Here is an 18566-nt window from a genome sequence, read left to right as displayed (position 1 = left end):
CTGGATTCAGCCTTCGAACTTGGTTTCGAGAGTGATGTCGCAATTCAGCAGTCTTGAGATCGGACAATTGGCCTTGGCATCGGCGGCCAGTTCTTCGAACTTGGCCTGGTCCATACCCTCGACCTTGCCCTTCGTGGACAAGGCGGACCGGGTGACGGTGAAGCCGCCATCCTGCTTTTCAAGCGTCACCTCTGCACTGGTGACCACTCGGCCGTCGGTGAAGCCTGCTTCGGCCAGCTTGAACGACAGGGCCATGGTGAAACAGCTTGCATGGGCAGCGGCGACAAGCTCTTCGGGATTGGTTCCGGGCGCATCCTCGAAGCGGGTGTTGAAGCCATAGGGTTGCGCGGCGAGGGCGCCCGATCCGGTCGAGACGTGCCCCTTGCCGTCCTTGCCAAGTCCTTCGTATGTCGCGCTGCCGCTATTGGTAGTCTTCATCTGATCGTTCTCCTTCATGGAAGGAGACGAGCAGGCGGGGACGCGCGTTCCCGCCTAGTCAGATTATCCCGACGGCCTTGCCCGATTTTTCGAAGATTTCGAGGATCTCCCCCACTTCCTCTTCGCTGTGTTCGGCGCAAAGCGAACACCGCAGCAGGGTCATGTTCGCCGGTGTTGCCGGCGGCCGGGCAAGGTTCACGTAAAGCCCGTTCTGGATCAGCGCTTCCCACATGGCGGCACCCTGCTGGAGGTCGGGCATGATGACCGCGATAATCGCGCTTTGAGGTTCTTCGGTGCCGAGCTGGAAGCCCAAGTCCTTCAGCCCCTTGTGCAGGTTCTTGGAATTCTCCCAGAGATGCGCGCGCTTGTTCGATCCGTGCATGAGCTTGCGTATCGAGGTGCAGGCAGTCGCCACGACGCTCGGCGGGAGCGAGGCGGTGAAGACATAGGGACGGCACACCAGGCGCATGATCTCGAACTTGGGATGGTTGGAGACGCAGAATCCGCCCACTGTGCCCACGCTCTTGGAAAAAGTGCCGATAATGAAGTCGACGTCGTCGATCACCCCGGCGCTTTCCACTACGCCGCGCCCGTTTTCGCCGATGAAGCCCATCGAGTGCGCTTCATCGACCAGCACCATGGCGCCGTATTTCTTCGCGACCGCGATCATTTCCTTCAGCGGCGCGACATCGCCCAGCATCGAATAGACGCCTTCGAGGATGACCAGCTTGCCGGCATCCCCCGGTATGCGCCTGAGGCGCTTTTCCATCGCTTCGATATCATTGTGCTTGAAGGGCACGACTTCGGCATTGCCCATCGCGCAGCCGTCCCAGATGCTGGCATGGCTGTCGATGTCGAGGACGATGTAATCGCCCTTGCCCGCGATGGTGCTGATGATCCCCAGATTGGCCTGGTAGCCGGTGGAGAAGACCATCGCATGGTCCATGTCGTAGAAGTCCTTGAGCGCTTCCTCGACGTCCTTGTGCCCCTGGTAGGTGCCGTTCAGCACGCGGCTGCCGGTCGTGCCCGAACCGAAATCGGCCAGCGCCTGCTTGCCTGCCTCGACCACGTCCGGGTCGAAGGTCATGCCCATGTAATTATAGGTACCGAGCAGGATCGTCTCGCGCCCGTTGCAGATGGCGCGGGTCGGCGAGAGGACCTTTTCCATGACGAGGTTGAACGGGTCCTCGACGCCGCTGTCGAGCAAGCCCTGGCGCATCGCGATGATGTCGTCGAACTTGGAGAAGAGATCCTTGTCGCCCTTGTGTCCCTCGAGCGTCTGCGGCTGGTCCGGCTGGGAAATACCCTCGCTCATCAGTCGGCCTGCATCTTGGTCACGGCATCGACGAGCTGGCCGTATTTCTCGATCTCGGCCTGCTGGTTCATGCTGATGATGATGTCGAATTCGTCCTCGATCTCCGCGACGAAATCCATGACGGTCAGGCTGTCGAATTCCAGGTCGTTCTGGAAGCTGGTGTCTTCGGTGATGGTGACGCCCTTCTTGTTGAAGGGTTCTGCGATTTCGCGGATTTTTGCGTCGACTTCGGCACGGTCCATGAAGGGTCCAGTCCTTGTAATGTTACAGCGGCAGGGGCGACCCGCGGCGCTTGCAGTAGATAATCAATGGGCGGCAAAGCGGTTTCCGGCCCCGCTTGTCAAGCGTGGGCGCGCTATCTCACTCGCCGACAAGGCGCCGCACGGCGGCCATGAAAGGGCCGATCGATACCGGTTTGGCGAGGTAATCTTCCGCGCCCGCGCCGCGGATGCGCTCCTCGTCGCCCTTGCCCGCATAGGCCGTTACGGCGAGCACCGGCACCTTGGCGAGGTCGCCATTGTCCTTCAGCTCGGCGATCAAATCCACCCCGCTCACGCCGGGCAGCTGGATGTCCATGATGACGAGATCGGGCGCGAACTTGCGGGCTGTGGCGATGACATTGTTGCCGTCGGCGACGGGCACGACCTCGTGGCCGTTGGCCTTCAGCACGTCACAGAACAATTTCCGGTTGAGGTCGTTATCCTCGACAACGAGTATTCTCTTTGCCACGTGCTTGCCGTCTCCTGCGATCTGGCACCGGGGCATAGTGACAAGCGAAAGGGCTGACAATTCTATCCAACGACAAATCCGGCGAAACCCGCGCACCCGAAGTCCTGGCGCTTGAGGCGCTCGGCTGGGCGCTGGTCGACGACCGGCGCGCCGAGCGGTTGCTGTCCCTTACCGGCCTGACGCCCGAATGCCTTCGCCACGGTATCGGCGAGCGGGACGTGCAGGCGGCCGTGCTTGAATTCCTCGCAAATCACGAACCCGACCTTATCTCGGCAGCCGATGCGCTGGGCACGACGCCCGAAGCGCTTGTCGCTGCCCACAGGAGCCTGTCTGCATGAGCCGCCCCCTGATCATCTCCGATTGCGATGAAGTCCTCCTCTACATGGTGTCGCCCTTTCGCGACTGGCTGGACGAGACGCAGGGCGTCGAATTCCGCATGAACGGCAATGATTTCTCGCAGGCCCTGAGGTGGCAGGAAACCGGCGAGATCCTTGCGCCCGACGACATCTGGCGGATGCTGGGCAAGTTCTTCGATACCGAGATGCACCGCCAGTCGCCGATCCCCGGCGCGATCGAGGGAATCAACGAACTCGGCGAGCAGGCGGACGTGGTGATCCTCACGAACCTCGTGGACAAGCGCCAGCAGATGCGCACCCAGCAGCTTGCCGACCATGGCCTCAACGCCCGCGTCTTCACGAACCAGGGCCCCAAGGGACCGGCGCTCCAGCGCATTCTCGACGAATACAATCCGACCAAGGCGATCTTTATCGATGATCTTGCCCAGCATCACCGTTCTGCGCGTGATACGATCGGCCAGATCACGACGCTGCACCTGTGCGGCGAGCCGATGCTGGCACCGCATATCGACTGCGCGCATACCTCCGGCCATGCCGATGCGCGGATCGACACCTGGGAACACGCCCTTCCGTGGCTGAAGGAAGAACTCGAAAAGGAAACCGCATGACCATCGAAGCAAGGCTGGAAGAACTGGGCATTACCTTGCCCGAAGCGGCCGCACCGGTAGCCAGCTACCAGCCGCTCGTAGTGTCCGGCCAGACCGCGTATATTTCCGGCCAGCTTCCCTTCGTCGATGGCAAGCTTGTGACCGGCAAGCTAGGCGCGGATGTGTCGCTCGAACAGGGGCAGGCGGCGGCGCGCGCCTGCGGCCTGATGATCATGGCGCAGCTCAAGGCCGCCGGCTTGCTCGAGCGGGTCGAACAGATCGTCAAGCTTGGTGGCTTCGTCGCGAGTACGCCGGACTTCACCGACCAGCCCAAGGTGGTGAACGGAACGAGCGACCTCATGTTCGAAGTCTTCGGTGAGGCGGGGCGCCATGCGCGCAGCGCTGTCGGCGTCCCGGTCCTCCCTCTCGATGCAGCAGTAGAGGTCGACGCGATTGTCGCTCTTCGCCCCGCTTGATCGCCTGATCGTTCCGGCGCCGGACCCGGCGCGGATCGGCTGGCTGCGCGACTGGACTTATGCGCACAGGGGGATGCACCGGGACGGCGTGCCGGAAAATTCCCTCGCCGCATTCGAGCTTGCAGTCGAAGCGGGGCTGGGCATCGAATGCGACATCCAGCGCAGCCGCGACCATGCACCCATGCTGGTCCACGATTGGGAGCTGGACAGGCTAACCGGCATTTCCGGCCCACTATCCGACTACAGTGCCGACGAGCTGGCGCAGATCGCTTTCCTCGATAGCGAGCATAAGCTCGCGCGGTTGGGCGACCTGCTCGATCTGGTCGACACACGTGTCCCGATCTTGGTCGAGATCAAGTCCCGTCGCCGCTACGATATCGAGGAAAGCTGCCGCGCGGTGCGCGATGCACTGGCAGGCTACGCCGGGCGTCACGCCGTGATGAGTTTCGATCCCCGTGTCAGCCGCTGGTTTGCCGAACACTCGCCGAAAACGGTGCGCGGCCTCGTCGTGCGCGAGGACGAGCACGGGATGACGCAGCAGGCCTGGCAGCGGCATCTTGCCCTGTGGATCGCGAAGCCGGACTTCATCGCCTATCACGTCGCTGCGCTTCCCAATCCCATGGTCGCTGCCCTGAAGGAGCGCGGTTTTCCGGTCCTGACCTGGACGGTCAATTCCGCCGCGACCCATGACACCGGTCAGAGGTACGCCGACGCACTCATCGCGGAAGGGGATGGCCTGGCGTGAGCGAAGGCGAACTTGCCGCAAGGGTTGCAGGATCGGTCGGTGCGATCGAGAAAGATGCCTGGAATGCGCTGGCGGGCGACAATCCCTTCATGCGTCATGAATTCCTGACGGCACTGGAAGATTCAGGCAGCGTCGGTGCGGGCAGCGGCTGGCAGAGCGCACCGGTCATCATTGCGTCCGAAAATGGCCCGCCGCTCGCTGCCTTGCCCGCCTATCTCAAGGGTCACAGCCAGGGCGAGTTCGTTTTCGATCACGCCTGGGCCGATGCATACGAGCGGGCAGGGGGCGAATATTATCCCAAGCTCCAGATCACTGCGCCTTTCACACCCGCCACAGGTCCGCGGCTGTTGCTGTCGGACGACAGCCTTGCAGCTCCGCTCCTGAAAGCTGCCGAGCAATTGTGCCTCCAGAACGGTTTTTCGGGGGCTCATGCGACCTTTATCGAGCCGGGCCAGATCCGGTTTTTCGAAGCTGCCGGCTGGCTGCTGCGCAACGACATCCAGTTCCACTGGATGAACCGCAACTATGCAAGTTTCGACGATTTTCTCGCCTCGCTCACCTCCCGCAAGCGCAAGGATTTGCGCAAGGAGCGGGCAGCCGCGCAAGCCGGTCTCGAAATCGTCCGGCTGACGGGGGACGATATCCGGCCCGAGCATTGGGATGCGTTCTGGGTATTTTACCAGGATACCGGCGCGCGGAAATGGGGACGTCCCTATCTCACCCGCGATGCCTTCGACCTGTTCGGAGAACGAATGGGCGAGAAATTGATGCTGGTTCTGGCGCTCGAAGACGGCAAGCCGATTGCCGGCGCGCTCAATTTCATCGGCGGCGAAGCACTATACGGGCGCTATTGGGGATGCACGAAGGACGTGCGCTTCCTGCATTTCGAGCTGTGTTATTACCAGGCGATCGATGCGGCGATCGAACTCGGCCTGTCACGCGTCGAGGCAGGGGCGCAGGGCGGTCACAAGCTGGCCCGCGGTTATGAGCCGGTGGAAACCACTTCCGCTCACTGGATCGCCGACCCCGGCTTTCGCGAAGCCATCGCGGATTTCCTCGAGCGCGAGCGCAAGGGCGTTGCCGCGGATCGCAATTACCTCGATCGCCGCACTCCGTTCAAGCGCGGCTGACCGGCGTTCAGGCGACTTTGCGCTGTCCTTCGCTGAGCCACTGGCGGGCGCGGCGCTGGGCCTCGGAAATTTCGCGTGCGGTCATCTCATCGGACACGTCGGCGCGGCACCATGCTGCCTCTTCATGGCCCTTGGATGCAGCGATGTTGAACCACTTGTGCGCTTCGATCATGTCGCAAACGACACCGTGGCTTCCGGTCGAGAAAGCGACTCCCAAATCGTAAAGCGCGTCGATGCTGCCTTGGGCAAACTGCGCAAGGCATTCGGCGATCGTTGCTGCGCCTTCATCGCTCTGGTCGATACGGCCTGCGCCGCCTTCGATGCTCGTGAGTACGGTCATTTCGAACTTCCCCCATTGCCCCGGCCCCCCGCCGGGTGAGGACAGTCCTCGCCTCTTATGGTCAATAAAAGGTTAACGCGGATTCCCGCATCGGCGCTTTCGATGCGTCGAATTTGCCACAGGGCTCTGGAAGTCTCCGGATTGCTCCTTGTGCGGCGCCAAGCTGCGACCTATAGGCCGCGCCATCTAGGAAGCAGCACGGGACCGGAAAAATTCGGCCCGGCGGGTAGGAGCAGCTTCGAGTACCTTGGGTAGAAGGAATACGGGATCAATGGCCACTTCGGCTTCGAGTGTCTCCGAAAAGCTTGCAAAGGCGAAAGCCGCCGTCGACGACAATTATGTCCCGTCCGATGACGAAGAGTACATGAGCGAACGGCAGCTGGATTTCTTTCGCGTGCTGTTGCTCGACTGGAAGAAATCCATTCACGATGCGGCCGGCCAGACGCTGCAATCTCTTCAGGACGGGCCGATCCGCGAACCCGATCTCAACGACCGTGCCTCGTCCGAAACCGACTGGGGCATCGAGCTTCGTACACGTGACCGCCAGCGCAAGCTGATCGCCAAGATCGATGCGGCGCTGCGCAGGATCGATGAAGGCGAATATGGCTATTGCGAAAAGACGGGCGATCCCATCGGTTTGCGTCGCCTCATCGCCCGTCCGGTGGCAACGATGACCGTGGAAGCTCAAACGGCTCACGAGCGCCGAGAAAAGATTTCGCGCGACACCTGATCGCAACGTAAATCTTGCGGGAGAGGTAACCATTTCTTCACGGCCGAACAGTAGCTTGCCGCGTTAGGACGCATGGCTCGATGCCATGCCCGGAACGAGCAGCCTTGGAGCGATTGGCCTTGCCTTCGATCGACACGCGACACCTCAATCGGGATAGCCTTTTCCTGACTGCGGAAATCCGCCTGGACAGCGCGAACGAACTCTCGCGCGTCAAGGTGCGCAATCTCTCGGACGGCGGAATGATGGCGGAAGGTCACCTGATGCTGTCGCGCGGAGATCGCGTGGTCGTCGAACTGCGGAACATCCACCCTGTGCGCGGCACGGTCGCGTGGGTGCAGGGCAACCGCATGGGCATCGCGTTCGAACAGGACATCGATGCGAAGGCGGCTCGTTCGACACCTGGCCAGTCGCAGTCGGAAGCGCCGCGTTACGCCCGCCCCGCCGGCAGTTACGCGCAATACAACGCCGGACTTCGCAAGATCTGACCCGCTTGCGCGAAACGGTGTCGCTGCTAACCCAGCGTCATGCGTTTTCCAGCAGCCCTTATCGCAATCCTGGCCCTGGCCGCCTGCGACAATCGCGAGGACGACGGGGTTGTCGATGTCGCTTTCATCGGCTCGCCCGAAGACGCTTTCGAACAGGGGCTGAGGATCGGTCCGGCCGCTCAGCATATCCGCGGCGCAACCCATCAGGGCCTGGTGCGGATGAATTCGGACGGACAGGTCGTCCCTGCCATCGCCGAACGGTGGATCGTCACGGACGATGGCAAGAGCTATATTTTCAGGATCACCGAATTCGATCTGCCGGATGGATCGCGCCTGACTGCCAATAGCGTCAGGGATTCGCTGGTGCGCACGTTATCCCGGCTCGAGGGAACCAGTCTCGGGCTGGACCTTGCCAAGGTCGCGGACGTGCGGGCGATGACGGGAAGGGTGGTCGAAATCCGCCTGAAGAGCCCAATGCCCGGCCTCCTGCAGCTGCTCGCCCAGCCGGAACTCGGAATTGGCGGAGAATTTGCGCGCACGGGACCGATGGTGGCGGCAAGATCCGAGGATGCGGTCACGCTGGAGGTGATGCCGCCCGAGCAGCGCGGCCTTCCGCCGCAGCAGGACTGGGAAGAGAGGCTGCGCTCGATCCGTTTCCAATCCGTTGGCGCCCAAGCCGCGGCTCAGGGTTTTGCGCAGAACCAGTACGACCTCATGCTGGGAGGCAGGATGCAGGACTTGCCGCTGGCATCCACCAGCACTTTCGCCCGCGCCAGCGTGCGGCTGGACTCCGCGATCGGATTACTGGGCTTCGACGTGGTCCGCCGCGAAGGATTCCTCGCCTCGAGCGAAAACCGCGAGGCAATCGCCCTGGCCATCGACCGGGGCGCGATTGCCAGTGCGCTGAGTATCGAGGGCTGGAATGCATCGTACCGCATCGTGCCGGACGATCTTCCAACTGCCGTTGCCCAGGCTCCGGCCCGGTGGGAAGGATTATCGCTCGACCAGCGGCGCAACAGGGCGGCGCAAAGGGCTGCGGCATGGACCAGCGCCAATGGGCGTGCGCCGGGCATCTCGATCGCCCTGCCCGACGGGCCCGGTTCGGATATTCTGTTCGAACGTCTCAAAGCCGACCTCGGCCAGGTCGGGATCGCTGCGCAGCGCGCGGAAAACAGGCGTTCGGCAGACCTCGTCCTGCGAGACCGGGTGGCGCGGTTTGCCGGTGCCCGCTGGTTTCTAAACCAGTTCAATTGCAAGGTTTCGCCGCAGGTTTGCTCGGAAGACGTCGACTTCCTCGTATCGCTTTCCGTCGATGCCCAGAACCCGAACGAGGAAGCGTCCTATCTGGCGGAGGCCGAGCAAAGCCTGACTTCCCTGAACTACTATATTCCGCTCGGTGCGCCGATCCGTTGGGCGCAGGTGCGCTCCGACGTGGAAGGCTTTTCCGAGAACCCGTGGGCCTTCCATCCCTTGTTCCCGCTCACCCGCGCGCCCATCTAAGGGCAATGGAAGACAATCGCCTCACTCCGATAGAGCCCTATCAGGGCGGCCAGGATCGCACCGAAAATCGCGCCTATGCGCAGGGTTTCGCCTTCGATCTGCCCACCGGCAGCGATCCGCAATCGATCCGTCGCCGGGTCGAAGCGCTCGAGATGATCCTCGAACGCAGCATGGTCCTGCCGGGCACGAACTACCGCATCGGTCTCGACACGATCGTGGGCCTTGTACCGGTGGTGGGCGACATCATTACCGCCGCCATGGGCAGCTATATCGTGTGGGAAGCCCGCAACCTCGGCCTGCCGAAATGGAAGCTCTGGCACATGCTCGGCCGGGTAGGGTTCGACACGGCGGTCGGTGCGGTGCCGCTGATCGGCGATGCGTTCGACGTGCTTTACAGGTCCAACACCAAGAACCTGCGCACCATCCGCAAGCATCTCGACAAGCACCATCCTGAAACGCGGGTCATCGACCAGTAGTTTCGGCCGCGACCATTGCGCCTTGTGCGTCCCAGCCATAAGGCAGGGCGCATGACGCAGGACGTAACGTATTCCAGCTATCTCGACCTAGATCGGATCCTCTCCGCCCAGCATCCTTCCTCGGATGCGCATGACGAGATGCTGTTCATCATCGTCCACCAGGCCAGCGAACTGTGGCTCAAGCTGTGCCTGCACGAGCTTTTCGCGGCGCGCGATTGCATTGTCGAAGACCGCCTGCGCCCCTCGTTCAAGATGCTGGCGCGGGTGGCGCGGGCGCAAGGTCAGCTGATCCAGAGCTGGGACGTGCTCAGCACCATGACGCCGCACGATTATTCGACCATCCGCCCCCATCTCGGCGGGTCGAGCGGGTTCCAGAGTGCGCAATACCGCATGATGGAATTCCTTCTCGGCGGGCGCAATCCGGACATGATCACCATGCACGAAGCGACGCCCGAAGTGGCGGCGGATTTGCGCGCGGAAATGGAGCGCAAGAGCATCTATGCCGAGGTCGTTGCGCTACTTGCCCGGCGCGGCTTTTCTATTCCGGATGCGGTCCTCGAGCGCGATGTCGGAGCCGTATGGGAGCATTCCTCCGAAGTCGAGGCGGCATGGGCCGAAATCTATCGTTCGCCCAAGGAGCACTGGGACCTCTACGAACTGGCCGAAAAACTGGTCGACCTGGAGTACCATTTCCAGCGCTGGCGCTTCGGCCATCTCAAGACCGTGGAGCGGATCATCGGCTTCAAGCGCGGCACCGGCGGCACGCCGGGCGTGCCCTACCTCGCCGGCGTGCTGAAAGCGGCTTTCTTCCCCGAATTGCTGAGCGTTAGGACCGCGATATGAGTTCGTGGCGCAGCCCGCTCCGGATCTGGGATATCAGCCAGGTCCTGCGCCCCGGATTGCCGGTCTGGCCGGGCGATACCGAGTTCGGTTTCGAGCTGACGTGGCGGATGGAGGACGGCTCGCCGGTCAATGTCGGCAAGATGACGATGACCACGCATTCCGGCACCCACGCCGATGCGCCGCTGCACTATGCCGCCGACGGAATGGATGCCGCGAGCATGGAGCTCGACCCTTTCATCGGGCACTGCCTTGTTGTGGATGCCCGCGGCGTTTCCGGCGAAATCGACGTCGCCGACCTTCCGCATCTCGACAGCGTGGACCGCGTGCTTTTCCGTACCTGGGACAGCTTTCCGCATGACGAATGGCGCAGCGACTGGACGCCGATTTCGGCAGAGGCGGTCGAATGGCTGGCGCTGCAGGGCGTCAAGCTGATCGGCACGGACGCGCCGAGCGTCGATCCGCAGGATTCCAAGACGATGGATGCCCACAAGACGGTGGCGAAAAATGCCATGCGTATTCTCGAAGGGCTCGTGCTCGACGGGGTGGAGGAAGGGCGGTACGAACTGATTGCCCTGCCGCTCAAGGTCGGAGGCGGCGATGCGGGCCTGACCCGCGCTATTTTGCGAGAGATTCCCGATGCTTGAGCGCGCGCGCAGTCTCGATGCGGCCGATCCGCTGGCGCAATTTTGCGAGCGGTTCGACGTGCCCCAAGGTGTCGTCTATCTCGACGGCAATTCCCTCGGCTGCCTTCCGCGCGCCACGCCGGCGCGGCTGGAGCAGGTGGTGCGCGAGGAATGGGGCCGCGACCTCATCCGCAGTTGGAACAGCGCTGACTGGATCCATCTCCCCCAGCGCGTCGGCGGCAAGATCGCACCGCTGATCGGCGCGCAGCCGCACGAGGTCATCGCGTGCGACAGCGTTTCGGTGAACCTCTACAAGCTGATTTCTGCAGCCCTCGCGATGCGGCCCGGGCGCAAGGTCGTATTGAGCGAGCCGGGCAATTTCCCGACCGACGTCTACATGATCGAAGGCTTGGAAAAACAGGGGCTTGCGGAGCGGCGGCTGGTCGAGCGCGACCAGTTGCTCGATGCGCTCGACGAGGATGTAGCCCTGCTTCTCCTCACCCATGCGCATTACAAGACCGGCGAGCTATTCGATATGGAAGCGCTGACCCGCGCTGCACACGACAAAGGTGCGCTGGTGCTGTGGGACCTGTCGCATTCGGGCGGGGCTCTTCCGGTGCATCTTGCTGATTGCAAAGCGGATTTTGCCGTCGGCTGCGGATATAAATATCTGAACGGTGGCCCCGGAGCGCCTGCATATGCCTTCGTCGCTGCTAAACACCATGTAGCCGATAATGTAGAGGACTCTGCACTTCGCCAGCCACTGTCGGGCTGGATGGGGCATGCAAGGCCCTTTGCCTTCAGCGACGACTACACGCCAGCCGCCGGGGTCGACAGCCTGCTGTGCGGCACTCCCGGAATTCTCGGCCTCGCGGCGCTGGAAGTCGGCGTCGATATTATCGCCGAAATCGGGATCGAGCGGCTCTATGCCAAATCGCAAAAGCTGTCGGAATTTTTCCGCCAATGCCTCGCGGAAAACGGCGTTGATCTGGAACTCGTCAGTCCGCCCGACCCGGCGCAGCGCGGCAGCCAGCTCTCGTTCCGGCATGAAGAAGCCTATGCTATCTGCCAGGCCCTGATCGCGCGCGGCGTGATCGGCGACTTTCGCGATCCCGACATCCTGCGCTTCGGCTTCGCGCCGGCTTACCTGCGGTTCGAGGACATTGCGGAGGCAGCGCGCCACTTGGCCGAAGTGCTGGAAAGCGGCGAATGGCAACGCGCCGAATTCCAGGAACGCTCAGCGGTTACCTGATCGCCTGCAACGTTTGAAAAGAGCTGCTTGGAAACATCGTTCAGGCCTCCGAGTTCAGAGGCGAGTTATGCTCATGCACGATTTTCCAGCCGCCTTCGGTCCTTGCAAAAACCAAAGTAAGCTGACGTCTTGCAGCAATTGCCTGATCACCAAAGGTCATTTCGACATCAGGATGGACAGTTGCGACGGCGACATCGCCATAGACTGAGATTTTCGGATCGGCATATTCAAACTTTTCGATGCTGCTAGCCCCTCCGAAGAATTCGCGCTCATTTCTTTCGTTCTCGGTCGCACCGGTCCTCATACCACCATCTTGGAAGTCCGAGAATTTGGGGCTGTAAGCGTGATGGGATATCAGCCTGTCAATGTCGCCTTCGCGAATAGTCAATTGAATGTCGGCAAGAACGGCCTCTATCTCGGCGACATCTTCGGGATATTCCGTGTTTATCAGGTCATCCTGAACTGCTTGCGGCCTTTCTCCGCTGTCATTGCAGCTGTACAGGGCTGGTAGCGCCAGAAAAGATACGAACACACCGAAACTCTTGCCTGACATTTCGCTTTCCCCCTCGTCATCGATGCGGATTGTCTCACACCCGAGCAGGACAGGCAAATCGGCGCGCCGCCAATCTTTCAAGACTCGGAGATGTCTCGCAATCTGTTCCCCGGCGGCCGCTTCACCGCCGACCCGGAATTACTCCGTCAGTCCTATTCCGGCGAACCGCCGACGGCCTGGTAAAGGCCGACCAGCGCGGTCAGTTCATTGGCCTTCACCTCGATCAGCGACAATTCGACGCCAAGCAGGGCGCGTTGTGCATCGACCTGTTCGATATAGGGCGAATAGCCGGCCCGGTACCGGTTGCGCGCATGACGCAGCGCGTCGGCAACGGCTATCTGCTGGGCTTCGAGCGCGACCTGCTGGTCCTGCAGATTGGCCAGCACCGCCATGCGGTCCTCAACCTCCCCGAACGCGGACAGGACGGTCGAACGGTATGCCCATGCCGCCTGGTCCCTGCGCGCCGTCGCTCCGTCGAGCTGCGCCTGCAGCTTCCCGCCCTGGAAGATCGGAGCCAGGATGCTGCCGCCCAGCGACCAGACGCCCACCGGATCGGCGAGCAGGTCGGAAAGCACCATCCCCGCCGTCGCCCCCAAATCGATCGAAGGCATGAAGTCCGCGCGCGCCTGGCGCATCTGTGCATCCGAGGCGGCAATGCGGTACTCCGCGGCAGCGACATCGGGACGGCGGCGCAGCAATTCGGCAGGAAGGGCTGCAGGTGCCGGTGGCCGGCGCAGAGCTTCGAACGTCCCGCCGCGCTCGATCGCGCCCGGCAATTCGCCGGTCAGGACCGAAAGCGCGTTTTCCTGACGCGCGATCTGCGCCTTGAGTTGCGGGACGAGCTGCGCGGTCGCCTGGTATTCCGCCTCAGCCTGCCTCAGGGGCAGCTGAGAGGTGTAGCCGACCTCGGCCCGGTCGCGGGCGAACTTCACCGCTTCCTCCCGTGCCACCAGCGTTTCCTCCAGCACCGAGAGCCGCCGGTCGAGCGCCAGCAGGGTGATATAGCCGCTGGCAGTCGCTGCGCTCACCGACAGGCGTGCCGCTTCTGCGGCTGCGGCGCTTGCGGCAACACCGGCTTCGGCGGCATCCACGCGGGCGGCGTTCTTGCCGAAGAGATCGAGCTCGTAGCTGGCTCGGAATGCAGGCTGTGACGCTAGCGTCGTCTGCGGCTGGCCGAAAGGCGATATTTCGCGCCGCACGCCGCCCTCGGCGCCGACACCGATGGCGGGAAGGAGGAAGCCGCGTGAGCCAAGCTCGGTCGCGCGCGCCTCTTCGACGCGGGCTGCGGCGACTTGCAAGTCGGGATTGTTCGCCTGTGCCTGTTCGACGAGGCGTACAAGTTGCGGGTCGCCGAAACCGGCCCACCACTCCCGCTCGACAGGGGCGGTCACTTCAAGCTGCGTACGCCATTCGGTCGGCGGGGATACTGCCGCGCCGATGGGCGCGTCCTGCAATGCAGGAGCGCAGGCCGAGAGGGCGAGGGCGGTGGTGGCCGCTAGGGCGAGCGATCTGCACTTCATGATCAGTCCTTCGTATGGACGGTGGCGACTACGGACATGCCCGGGCCGAGCCGCTCTGCCGCCTGCTGTCCCTTGTCGAGCACGATCCGCACGGCGATGCGCTGGGGCACCTTCACGAAATTGCCCGCGCCGGTGTCCGGCTTGACGAGGCTGAATTCGCTGCTGGCGGCAGGCGCGATGCTCTGTACGCGGCCGGTCAGCTCGATGCCGCCGAGTGCATCGATTTCCAGCGTGGCGCGCTGGCCGACGGCCATATTCGCGGTCTGCGTTTCCTTGAAGTTGGCGACCACCCACAAATCGTCGGGCACGATGTACATGAGCTGCGTTCCGGCAGTGACCAGCTGCCCGACGCGCGCGCTGACCTCGCTCAGCCGCCCGGAGCGCGGCGCGCGGATCTCGGTGCGCGACAGCTCGAATTCGGCAAGGCCCTTGGAAGCCTCGGCTCCAGCGACCTGCGCTTCCAGCGCGCCCCGCCCAACGGTGACCGAACGGACGTTTTCCGCCGCGATGGCGCGCTGCGCCTGCGCCTGCCTTACGCCTGCCTGTGCCTGTTGCAGGGCTGCACGCGCCTGGTCGCGCTCGCGCAGGGAAACCGAGCCTTCGCCGACGAGTTCGGCGATGCGGTTCATGTCGGCCTGGGCCTTCTCCAGCCCCGCACGCGCCGCTGCGACTGCGGCGTCCTGCGCTTCGAGCTGTGCGCGTGCCGACCGCAGGCTTTGGGCGCTGTTGGCGAGCGTGGCTTCCTGCGCTGCCGTATTGGCCTCGCCCTGCTGGAGCTTTTGCTGGAAGGGTGCATCGTCGATCCGCGCCAGCAGGTCGCCCTCTTGCACGCGCTGGAAATCCACCACCGGGACGTCCACGAGATAGCCTGCAACCTGCGGGCTGACGACCGTGGTACGGCCGCGGACATAGGCGTTGTTCGTTGTCTCGTCGCCCCCTGCGAAAGGAGGCAGGCCCCAGGCGAACAGCGCCACCAGCACGCCGATCAGGATCGCCGCGGTCGCCACCACGATCCGGCGGCGGGACGGGTTGGGCGACCAGCCCGTTTCGCGTTCGGGAGCGGGCATGGCGTCGCTGTCGGCCTGGTTTTCGGGCTGGGTAGGGTCGGTCATTGTCTGGTCCTTGCGAGCATGGCCTCCATGAAGGCCAGTTCCTTGGCGAGCGGGTTGCGCCCGCGGATTTTGTTGAGGAGCCACGGCACGAAGACGACGGCGAAGGTCACAGCCGACAGCGTGCCGATGAGGAAGAAAACATCGTTGAAGGCGAGCACTGCGGCCTCGCGGCCCACCTCTGCCGAAATATTCGCCGCAGCCTCCTGTTGGCGGAGCGCGGGATCGCCCTGGAGCGGCGCGGCGCGCCGTGCGGCATTGCCGAGAGCCTCGCCCAGCTGCTGGTTGGCCAGCGTGAGCGTGCTGCCGGCATCGATGAGGTGCGTCTTGAGGCGCACGGTGTGGAAGGCCGACAGCAGCGAAATCCCGGCAAGGCCGCCGATCGATTGCGAGAGCGAGAATATCGCGATGAAGCTGATGACGTAGCTCTGGCCTGCCGCAAGGGCGCGCAGCATCCCTTCCATCATGATCGGCCCCATGGCGAAAACGGCTGCGAAAGCGATGGCGGCCTGCGTGAGGTAGAGGTCCTGCGGCCGCGTCATCACCCCGGTGCGCGTATCGGCAAAGGCAGCGATGCCGATGACGAGGATCGCGAAGAGCACGGGCCGCGTGAGGTCCCTGGGATCGAGCCGGACAACCGACAGCGCCATGCCGCCGAATGTCGCCCCGGCGAGGACCCAGAAATAGCCGGTCAGCTGCTCGTTGCCGTAACCCAGCGCGGCGAACATTCCGCTGGCCCCGAAACCCTGTTCGGCGACGAGGATGCGCACCGTCGCCCCGATCAGGGCGAGGGCGAGGATCGCGCGGCTCGACAGCCAGCTGAGGTCGAGCATGGGGCTCTTGCGATTGGCTTCGATCAGGAAGCATCCGCCCAGCGCGAGGACGCTGGCGGCCAGCGCGTAACCCAGCCAGGGCGTGTCCCACCACTGGATGCGGCCCTGGATCAGGAATGCGCACAGCGCGGCAACGCCGATCACGAACAGCGCGATGCTCGGAATGTCGAGCTTTTCGAAGGTCGGCTTGCGGATGCCGGGCGGCAGGCGAAGCATGTAAACCATGCCGAAGCCGACCAGCGAGAGCGCGAACTGGAACCGGAAGATATGCGTGATGTCGCCATCGACCAGAAGCGCGGGCGATAAAGCGCGGGTGAGCGGGAAAGCGACCTGGGTAAGGCCGAGAGAGATGACCAGCCCGCCAACCCGCATGGCGGCTGGCAGGCCCTGCATGAGGTAATAGATCGCGAGCGCCGACAGGCCGCTGGCGGTAATGCCCGCAACAGCGCGCGCGGCGAGCTCGGGATAATAGCCGGGGCCGATCATCTGCACGAAATTGGCTGCGACCAGTCCCGCCATGGCCCATCGCACGAAGGGCTGGATGCCGAATTCCTGGCGCACGCGGAACAACAGCATGCTCATCGTGGCATAGGTCGAATAGAAGGCGACGGTCAGCCACCCGGTCTCGACCGGGGTGAGCGCGAACTCGGCCTGGAGAGCCGGCGCATTGGCGAGCAAGAAGCCGTTTTGCGCACCGCCCACCAGGGCCATGAAGACGCCGATGGCGAGATAGGCCGCGCGGCGTGCCGGGGGGTGGTCGGGATTGGCCGGAGAACCGGGAAGGATCGGCATCTCGTGCGGCTTGAACCGGTACCCGTCCACATGGTCGATAAGGGGCGCGCGGTCGGTCACAATCCGAGACCTTCCCCGAGCAGAACGCCTTCGAGCGCGGCTGCGAACTGGTCGTCGTCTCCCACGCCGTCGACCAGCTTGCCGAGGCGTTCGCGCCGCGCGACCGTGCTGGCAGCGGAATATATGAAATTCGCCACCCGGAACTGGAGGTGCGTCGGCTTTTTCCCGTCCTCGTCCGCAGCCGCCTGCGCCAAGTCGATGAAATGCCGGTGGAGCGGTAAGGACAGGGTTTCGAGCAGCCATTGCGAGCGGTCGCTATCGATCGTGATGTCGCGCAGCAGCAGGCGGGGGATTTCGGGACGGGCGAGGAGGTAGGCGAGGAAAGCCCGTGTCGAATGGTCGAGCTGCTGCCGGGCATTGCCGGGATCACTGTCGCCGAGCGCCTGCTCCAGAGCCTCGCGCAGGTCCACCCCCGCCGTCGACACGATATCCTTCCACAAGCCAAGCTTGCCGCCGAAACGGTAGGAAATCAGCGCGACGTCGACCCCGGCGTCACCGGCGATTTCGCGCAGCGACGTCGCCTCGAAACCGCGCGCGGCAAAGCGCTGCAGCGCTGCCTGCGCAATCGCTGCACTCGTATCCGTTAGTGTATCGCTCGGGCGTCCCCGCCCGCGTCGCTCAGCCATCGATCGCTCCTTGTGCGCCGCAACATAATCGCGCGAACGGGTTATTCAATGGCTGTTGAATAAATTCTCATGGGCGCGCAGCCTACCGCGTGGGAGCGACCCGCGGCTCGCTTATGGTCCCCTCCGCGCAGCGGGTCCAGCGATGAGGAGGGGCGGGGCGAAACCGAACCGTGCCTCGCGTGTTCCAATCCCGAGGCTCCGTCCCGATGCGACGGGCGTTCCCCCACTGTGCGAAAGGACTAGCCGTATGAAAATCCTCATGGTTCTCACCAGCCACGACGAGCTTGGCGATACCGGCAAGAAGACTGGTTTCTGGCTCGAAGAATTTGCTGCCCCTTATTATGTGCTCAAGGATGCCGGGCACGACATCACCCTGGCGAGCCCTGCCGGCGGCCAGCCCCCGCTCGATCCCAAGTCCGACGAGCCCGATGCCCAGACCGATGCAACCAAGAGGTTCAAGAGCGACGAAGAAGCGCAGGCGCATCTCGCATCGACCCACAAGCTTGCCGGGATCGATGTCGCCGATTTTGACGGCGTGTTCTATCCCGGCGGTCACGGACCCCTGTGGGACCTTGCCGAAAGCGCCGATTCCAAGGCGACCATCGAAGGCGCACTATCGGCTGGCAAGCCGGTGGCGCTCGTCTGCCACGCGCCGGCTGTGCTCAAGAATGTCGCCACTCCGGAGGGCGACCCGATCGTGAAAGGCCGCAAAGTCACCGGTTTCACCAATGAGGAAGAAGAAGCGGTCGGCCTGACCGACGTGGTTCCCTTCCTGCTGGAGGACGTGCTCAAACAGCAGGGCGGCGATTTTTCCAAGGACGGCGTGTTCGAGCCCTATGTCGTGCAGGACGGCTTGCTGATCACCGGCCAGAACCCGCCCTCGAGCGAACCGGCGGCCGAAAAACTGCTCGAAGCGCTCGCCGCCGCGAAGTGAAATAGGCCGAGGGCATCGCTCCTCGAACAGCCGCGATAGGCGTCCAGGCTCGCAGTGATGTGAGGCTGGACGCCCGTAGCAGTCGGCGACCAGCAGTCCGGCAGTATCGCCGCG

23 protein-coding genes are annotated in these 18566 nt (G+C 63.4%); 13 read left to right on the top strand and 10 right to left on the bottom strand.

All coding sequences use genetic code 11. The features are described from left to right. Window positions 1-6: 6 nt before the first annotated feature. The 4 genes from K3179_RS04405 to K3179_RS04390 form a co-directional block, all read right to left on the bottom strand. A complete protein-coding gene (locus tag K3179_RS04405; protein ID WP_221562641.1) occupies window positions 7-438 on the bottom strand; it encodes an OsmC family protein in 432 nt (143 codons plus the stop codon). 58 nt (window positions 439-496) lie between these two features. After that, window positions 497-1753 (bottom strand): serine palmitoyltransferase, encoded by a 1257-nt coding sequence (gene spt, locus K3179_RS04400; protein WP_221562640.1) that lies wholly within the window; start codon window positions 1751-1753, stop codon window positions 497-499. After that, window positions 1753-1995, bottom strand: coding sequence for an acyl carrier protein (locus tag K3179_RS04395; protein WP_160596069.1), 243 nt, complete (start codon window positions 1993-1995; stop codon window positions 1753-1755). Before K3179_RS04395 ends, spt begins: the two co-directional genes overlap by 1 nt. A 118-nt stretch (window positions 1996-2113) precedes the next feature. Beyond that, on the bottom strand, window positions 2114-2482 hold the full coding sequence (locus K3179_RS04390) for a response regulator (RefSeq protein ID WP_090478469.1): 369 nt from the start codon (window positions 2480-2482) through the stop codon (window positions 2114-2116). 53 nt (window positions 2483-2535) lie between these two features. Here K3179_RS04390 and K3179_RS04385 point away from each other — a divergent pair, with 53 nt between their 5' ends. From K3179_RS04385 to K3179_RS04365, 5 genes are read left to right on the top strand one after another with little or no spacing between them, the layout of a single operon-like run. Further along, the gene (locus K3179_RS04385) at window positions 2536-2820 is read left to right on the top strand and encodes a DUF3572 domain-containing protein (protein ID WP_247712864.1); all 285 of its coding nucleotides are present in this window, start codon (window positions 2536-2538) and stop codon (window positions 2818-2820) included. After that, the gene (locus K3179_RS04380; protein WP_221562639.1) at window positions 2817-3446 is read left to right on the top strand and encodes an HAD family hydrolase; all 630 of its coding nucleotides are present in this window, start codon (window positions 2817-2819) and stop codon (window positions 3444-3446) included. The genes K3179_RS04385 and K3179_RS04380 overlap by 4 nt, the downstream gene beginning before the upstream one ends. After that, window positions 3443-3901, top strand: a complete 459-nt coding sequence (locus K3179_RS04375) for a RidA family protein (RefSeq protein ID WP_221562638.1) — start codon at window positions 3443-3445, stop codon at window positions 3899-3901. Before K3179_RS04380 ends, K3179_RS04375 begins: the two co-directional genes overlap by 4 nt. Beyond that, entirely contained in the window at window positions 3879-4646 is a 768-nt protein-coding gene (locus K3179_RS04370; RefSeq protein ID WP_221562637.1) for a glycerophosphodiester phosphodiesterase family protein, read from the top strand. Before K3179_RS04375 ends, K3179_RS04370 begins: the two co-directional genes overlap by 23 nt. Beyond that, window positions 4643-5776 carry a GNAT family N-acetyltransferase gene (locus K3179_RS04365; protein WP_221562636.1) on the top strand — a complete coding sequence of 378 codons (1134 nt, stop codon included), beginning with the start codon at window positions 4643-4645 and terminating at the stop codon, window positions 5774-5776. The genes K3179_RS04370 and K3179_RS04365 overlap by 4 nt, the downstream gene beginning before the upstream one ends. Window positions 5777-5783: 7 nt before the next feature. Here the strand turns inward: K3179_RS04365 and K3179_RS04360 are convergent, their stop codons facing one another. Next, a complete protein-coding gene (locus tag K3179_RS04360) occupies window positions 5784-6116 on the bottom strand; it encodes a hypothetical protein (protein WP_221562635.1) in 333 nt (110 codons plus the stop codon). Window positions 6117-6387: 271 nt separating this feature from the next. Here K3179_RS04360 and dksA point away from each other — a divergent pair, with 271 nt between their 5' ends. The 7 genes from dksA (at window position 6388) to kynU (ending at window position 12025) form a co-directional block, all read left to right on the top strand. Beyond that, window positions 6388-6846 (top strand): RNA polymerase-binding protein DksA, encoded by a 459-nt coding sequence (gene dksA, locus K3179_RS04355; protein ID WP_221562634.1) that lies wholly within the window; start codon window positions 6388-6390, stop codon window positions 6844-6846. A gap of 119 nt (window positions 6847-6965) precedes the next feature. Continuing rightward, window positions 6966-7331, top strand: a complete 366-nt coding sequence (locus K3179_RS04350; protein WP_221562633.1) for a PilZ domain-containing protein — start codon at window positions 6966-6968, stop codon at window positions 7329-7331. 39 nt (window positions 7332-7370) lie between these two features. Next, on the top strand, window positions 7371-8831 hold the full coding sequence (locus tag K3179_RS04345; protein ID WP_221562632.1) for an ABC transporter substrate-binding protein: 1461 nt from the start codon (window positions 7371-7373) through the stop codon (window positions 8829-8831). 5 nt (window positions 8832-8836) lie between these two features. Next, a complete protein-coding gene (locus K3179_RS04340; RefSeq protein WP_090477337.1) occupies window positions 8837-9307 on the top strand; it encodes a DUF4112 domain-containing protein in 471 nt (156 codons plus the stop codon). Window positions 9308-9358: 51 nt separating this feature from the next. Beyond that, the gene (locus tag K3179_RS04335; protein WP_221562631.1) at window positions 9359-10150 is read left to right on the top strand and encodes a tryptophan 2,3-dioxygenase; all 792 of its coding nucleotides are present in this window, start codon (window positions 9359-9361) and stop codon (window positions 10148-10150) included. Further along, complete coding sequence (kynB, locus tag K3179_RS04330; RefSeq protein WP_221562630.1) at window positions 10147-10794, top strand: arylformamidase; 648 nt, start codon at window positions 10147-10149, stop codon at window positions 10792-10794. The genes K3179_RS04335 and kynB overlap by 4 nt, the downstream gene beginning before the upstream one ends. After that, window positions 10787-12025, top strand: coding sequence for a kynureninase (gene kynU / locus K3179_RS04325; protein ID WP_221562629.1), 1239 nt, complete (start codon window positions 10787-10789; stop codon window positions 12023-12025). The genes kynB and kynU overlap by 8 nt, the downstream gene beginning before the upstream one ends. Before the next feature lie 40 nt (window positions 12026-12065). Here kynU and K3179_RS04320 read toward each other — a convergent pair whose 3' ends face one another. From K3179_RS04320 to K3179_RS04300, 5 genes are all read right to left on the bottom strand, one after another. Further along, window positions 12066-12659 (bottom strand): nuclear transport factor 2 family protein, encoded by a 594-nt coding sequence (locus K3179_RS04320; protein ID WP_221562628.1) that lies wholly within the window; start codon window positions 12657-12659, stop codon window positions 12066-12068. A gap of 71 nt (window positions 12660-12730) precedes the next feature. Beyond that, the gene (locus K3179_RS04315) at window positions 12731-14098 is read right to left on the bottom strand and encodes an efflux transporter outer membrane subunit (protein ID WP_221562627.1); all 1368 of its coding nucleotides are present in this window, start codon (window positions 14096-14098) and stop codon (window positions 12731-12733) included. 2 nt (window positions 14099-14100) lie between these two features. Next, on the bottom strand, window positions 14101-15210 hold the full coding sequence (locus K3179_RS04310; RefSeq protein WP_221562626.1) for an HlyD family secretion protein: 1110 nt from the start codon (window positions 15208-15210) through the stop codon (window positions 14101-14103). Then, window positions 15207-16892: an MFS transporter gene (locus tag K3179_RS04305; RefSeq protein WP_221562625.1), complete on the bottom strand. Its 1686-nt coding sequence runs from the start codon at window positions 16890-16892 to the stop codon at window positions 15207-15209. The genes K3179_RS04310 and K3179_RS04305 overlap by 4 nt, the downstream gene beginning before the upstream one ends. Continuing rightward, window positions 16889-17518, bottom strand: a complete 630-nt coding sequence (locus K3179_RS04300) for a TetR/AcrR family transcriptional regulator (protein WP_221562624.1) — start codon at window positions 17516-17518, stop codon at window positions 16889-16891. Before K3179_RS04300 ends, K3179_RS04305 begins: the two co-directional genes overlap by 4 nt. A 247-nt stretch (window positions 17519-17765) precedes the next feature. On the opposite strand from K3179_RS04300, the gene K3179_RS04295 reads away from it, so the two are divergent. Beyond that, window positions 17766-18452 (top strand): type 1 glutamine amidotransferase domain-containing protein, encoded by a 687-nt coding sequence (locus K3179_RS04295; RefSeq protein ID WP_221562623.1) that lies wholly within the window; start codon window positions 17766-17768, stop codon window positions 18450-18452. Window positions 18453-18566 lie beyond the last annotated feature (114 nt).

The organism is Qipengyuania intermedia (assembly GCF_019711615.1).
Lineage (GTDB): Bacteria > Pseudomonadota > Alphaproteobacteria > Sphingomonadales > Sphingomonadaceae > Qipengyuania > Qipengyuania intermedia.
Note: the sequence above shows the minus strand (reverse complement) of the source record. Positions and strands in the feature narration are given on the sequence as shown.